5 protein-coding genes are annotated in these 3,855 nt (G+C 61.5%); 3 read left to right on the plus strand and 2 right to left on the minus strand.

The annotated features are described in order from the left end of the window. The first annotated feature begins 147 nt into the window (after positions 1-147). Positions 148-369 (plus strand): hypothetical protein, encoded by a 222-nt coding sequence (locus tag EN994_RS21670; RefSeq protein ID WP_013532531.1) that lies wholly within the window; start codon positions 148-150, stop codon positions 367-369. Between the two features lie 3 nt (positions 370-372). Here the strand turns inward: EN994_RS21670 and EN994_RS21675 are convergent, their stop codons facing one another. Then, entirely contained in the window at positions 373-879 is a 507-nt protein-coding gene (locus EN994_RS21675; protein ID WP_013532532.1) for an OsmC family protein, read from the minus strand. Between the two features lie 202 nt (positions 880-1,081). On the opposite strand from EN994_RS21675, the gene aguA reads away from it, so the two are divergent. Beyond that, the gene (gene aguA / locus EN994_RS21680) at positions 1,082-2,188 is read left to right on the plus strand and encodes an agmatine deiminase (protein WP_013532533.1); all 1,107 of its coding nucleotides are present in this window, start codon (positions 1,082-1,084) and stop codon (positions 2,186-2,188) included. Between the two features lie 45 nt (positions 2,189-2,233). Continuing rightward, on the plus strand, positions 2,234-3,328 hold the full coding sequence (locus tag EN994_RS21685; RefSeq protein WP_013532534.1) for a polyamine ABC transporter substrate-binding protein: 1,095 nt from the start codon (positions 2,234-2,236) through the stop codon (positions 3,326-3,328). A gap of 109 nt (positions 3,329-3,437) precedes the next feature. Here the strand turns inward: EN994_RS21685 and EN994_RS21690 are convergent. Beyond that, a partial coding sequence (locus tag EN994_RS21690) for a LuxR family transcriptional regulator (protein WP_245466059.1) occupies positions 3,438-3,855 on the minus strand: 418 nt, incomplete at its 5' end.

Here is a 3,855-nt window from a genome sequence, read left to right on the forward strand (position 1 = left end):
GGCTGGGAAACCCGCCGTCACATCACGCGGCTGTGATGAGACGGCGGGAAGCTGTGCGGCGGTCATGCTTTCGTCATTTCCTTGGAGTTGGTAGGGTCACCGCGACTCCCACAACAAGCGCCCAACTGGCAGAACAAGGAAATCCCCATGGCTACGACCGCAGCAGCGTTGGTCTGGTATCTGGTAATCGCCGGTCCGCAAGGCGGCATGGTCGTGCTGCCCAGCACCTTCGACAAGCGCGAACAATGCACCGCCGCCATCACCGAATATCAGAAGCAGCCGACACCAGCCGGCTGGTCGGTGCAATGCGTGCCGAGCGCCTCGCCCTTCACCGACGAGGGTGACGCCGAAGAACCGTCAGCACAGTAGGCGTCAGCGGCGTGCGCTGACCGTCAGTTCCGGCTTCTGGCTGATGGTCTGGAATACCACGCAATAACGCTCGGTCAGCTTTAGTAGCGAGTCTATCCGCTCCTGCGGCTCATCGGTGTCGAGGTTGAAATTGAGCCGGATGGCGCGAAAGCCGACCGGCGCATCCTTGGCGACACCGAGCGTGCCGCGAAAATCGAGATCGCCTTCAGCCTCTACCGCGGCGGCGCCGAGTTTGAACTCGAGCGCCGTCGCCACCGCCTTCAGCGTCACCCCGGCGCAGGCGACCAACGCCTCCAGCAGCATGTCGCCCGAGCAGAGCTCAAGGCCTGAGCCGCCTGTTGCCGGATGCAGGCCGGCGATGGCGAGCGCCCTGCCCGTCTCCACCTTGCAGGCAACCGACTGGTCGTCGATCGAGCCCTTGGCGCGAAGCGTGATCATGGCCTGCGAAGCGTCGTCACGATAGGCCTGCTTCAGCGGCGCCTGCATGGCCTTCAGTTCGGTCGCATCCATCCGCTTTCCCCTTTCGTCGACTGCTTGCGTCACCGGCATGCGCCGTCCGGTCAAGATTTGCGCCGATCACCTTGGGAAGGCAATGCCATTCCGCAACAGGTGCCAGCCGCCTACACCGATATCCCAAATGGGACATTGACGGACAAGGTCCCAAAAAAGTCTGATCCGGGCAAGTCATCACTCCATTTCCCGGCGGTCCCCGATGCCTCGAACCCTCTCGACAAGGCCGAAACAGGATGGGTTTCGCGCGCCCGGCGAATTCGAACCCAAGTCAGGCTGCTGGATGATCTGGCCGGAGCGGCCGGACACCTGGCGCCTCGGCGCCAAGCCCGCGCAAAAACTGTTCGCCGATGTCGCCGCGGCGATCGCGCAAAGCGAGCCGGTGACGGTGGCGGCTTCTGCTCGCCAGTGGCAGAATGCCCGAGCGCGATTGCCTGGCCATGTGCGTGTCGTGGAGATGTCCACCAATGATTCCTGGCTGCGCGACAGCGGTCCCAACTTCGTCGTCAACGATCAAGGCGACGTGCGTGGCGTCGATTGGATCTTCAACGCCTATGGCGGTTTTGACGGCGGCCTCTATTCGCCATGGGACCTGGATGACCTTGCGGCGCAAAAAGTGCTCGAAATCGAGAACATGGATCGCTACCGCGCACCTCTGATCGCCGAGGGTGGCGGGTTGCAGTGCGACGGTCAGGGCACGCTCATCACGACGGAGCAATGCCTGCTCAACCGAAATCGCAACGCTCATCTCGGCAAGGCCGAGGTGGAGCGCCAGCTTGGCGACTATCTCGGTGTCGACACCGTCATCTGGCTGCCACGCGGCTTTGCCTTCGACGAGACCGACGGCCATGTCGACGACGTCTGCTGCTTCGTGCGCCCCGGCGTGGTCGTGCTGAGCTGGACCGACAATCGGGACGACCCACAATATGAGATCGTGCGCGAAGCCGAGGCGGTGTTGCGTTCGGCTCGTGATGCGAAGGGCCGCGCGCTGGAAGTTCACCGGCTGCCCCATCCCTTGCCGATCGAGATGACGCCGGAAGAAAGCGACAGCGTGGACCGGCTGGATTCGACCTGGGCGCGACCGGCCGGAAACCGGATCGCGGCGAGCTACATCAACTACTATCCGGGCAACAGCGTCGTGGTGGTGCCGCAGTTCGGCTGCGATCTCGATGTGAAGGCCAAGCGGACGCTGGCCGAGCTGTTTCCCGACCACCGAATAGTCGGCATCGAAAACTCGCGAGAGATCCTGCTGGGCGGCGGCAATGTCGCCTGCATCACCTTGCCGGTCTATGCCCCGCAACGACGTTGAGGGACGGAGCATGCCGAGAACACATAGCGAAAACGGAGGACATTCATGCGCGCTCTGATCTTCTCAACCCTGCTTGCCTGCGGCGTCTGCGCAAATGCGGCTTCGGCGGACGAGGAAAAGATCGTCAACGTCTACAACTGGTCCGACTACATCGCGCCGGACACGGCCGAGAAATTCGAGAAGGAAACGGGAATCAAGGTTCGTTACGACGTCTATGACGGCAACGAGGTGCTTGAGACCAAGCTGCTCACCGGCGGCTCCGGATATGACGTGGTCTACCCTTCAGCCTATCCGTTCCTCAAGAACCAGGTGAAAGCAGGGGCTTTCCTGGAACTCGACAAATCGAAGCTTGCCAACCACTCGAAGATCGATCCGCAAGCCCTCGCGCTGATCGCCGGCGCCGACCCGCAGAACCTGCATGCAGTGCCCTATATGGCGGTCACCGACGGCATTGGCTACAACGTCGCTGCGGTGAAGCAGCGGCTGCCGGACGGGCCGACAGATTCCTTCGCCATGGTCTTCGACGTCGATGTGGTCAAGAAGCTGTCCGATTGCGGTGTAGCTATCATCGATGCGCCGGCTGAAGTCATCCCGATGGCGATGAACTACCTTCACATCAACCCCAAATCGACCAGTCCCGACGACCTCGCCAAGGTCGAGGACCTGCTGGTCAAGGTGCGGCCCTACATCCGCTATTTCCATTCGTCGAAATACATCAACGACCTCGCCAACGGTGACATCTGTGTGGTGTTGGGCTGGTCGGGCGACATACTCCAGGCAAGGACCCGTGCGGCGGAATCCGTGAAGAAGCTGGAGATCGCCTATTCCATCCCCAAAGAAGGCACGCTCATCAACTTCGATACGATGGCGGTACCGAAAGATGCGCCGCATCCCGACAACGCCCAGGCCTGGATCAACTTCAATCTGCGGCCCGATATCGCCGCGGCCAATTCCAGCTATGTCTCCTACGCCAATGCGATACCGGAGTCCCTGCCGCTGATGGACAAGGCCATAGCCAGCGACCCCGGCGTCTTTCCGCCTGATGCCGTGAAGGCCAAACTGTTCGTGGTGGACAACAACGACCCAAAGCTGCTGCGATCCCAAAACCGCATGTGGACGCGCATCGTGACGGGACAATAGAGCAATTCCAGAAAAAGTGCGCAGCGGTTTTCCCGGGAAAAGCGCGTAGCGCTTTCCCTTGGGAATTGCGTCAAAGCAAAAAGACAGAGCCGGGCGGAAGCCGTCAGGCTCAAGCGGCTTCGCGGATGGCCGCCAGCAACTCGACCTGGGAGTGCACACCGAGCTTGCGATAGATCTGCTTGATGTGGTTGCGGACGGTCCCGGGCGAGATGGCGAGGCATCGCGAAATCGTCTTGGCGTTGCCACCATCGACCAGATGCCGCGCAATCTCGGTCTCGCGCCTGCTCAGCCGCGAGCGAGCGTCACCGATTGCGGCGCCCTTGTGCCGGAAGCGGCACAGATGGAGCAATCTTTCCAAAATGAGCCTTGTCGCGCTGCTTGCCGCGCAAGCCGTCGCCAGATCCTGCTCGCCAAACGGTTCTGCCCCGTTTCGCCTGAGAAAAGTGACATAGCCAGCGGTCAGCCGGTCGAGATTGAACACGCCGGTGATCTCGTCGAAACTGTCGGAAGGGCCGAAGAATTCGCGA

This window comes from Mesorhizobium sp. M7A.F.Ca.CA.002.09.1.1 (assembly GCF_003998555.1).
Taxonomy (GTDB): domain Bacteria; phylum Pseudomonadota; class Alphaproteobacteria; order Rhizobiales; family Rhizobiaceae; genus Mesorhizobium; species Mesorhizobium ciceri.

Excerpts from the sequence above, each read along its gene's own strand:
- EN994_RS21670 (WP_013532531.1), top strand. The coding sequence starts at position 148 with ATGGCTACGACCGCAGCAGCGTTGGTCTGGTATCTGGTAATCGCCGGT.
- aguA (WP_013532533.1), top strand. The coding sequence starts at position 1,082 with ATGCCTCGAACCCTCTCGACAAGGCCGAAACAGGATGGGTTTCGCGCG.
- EN994_RS21685 (WP_013532534.1), top strand. The coding sequence starts at position 2,234 with ATGCGCGCTCTGATCTTCTCAACCCTGCTTGCCTGCGGCGTCTGCGCA.
- EN994_RS21675 (WP_013532532.1), bottom strand. The coding sequence starts at position 879 with ATGGATGCGACCGAACTGAAGGCCATGCAGGCGCCGCTGAAGCAGGCC.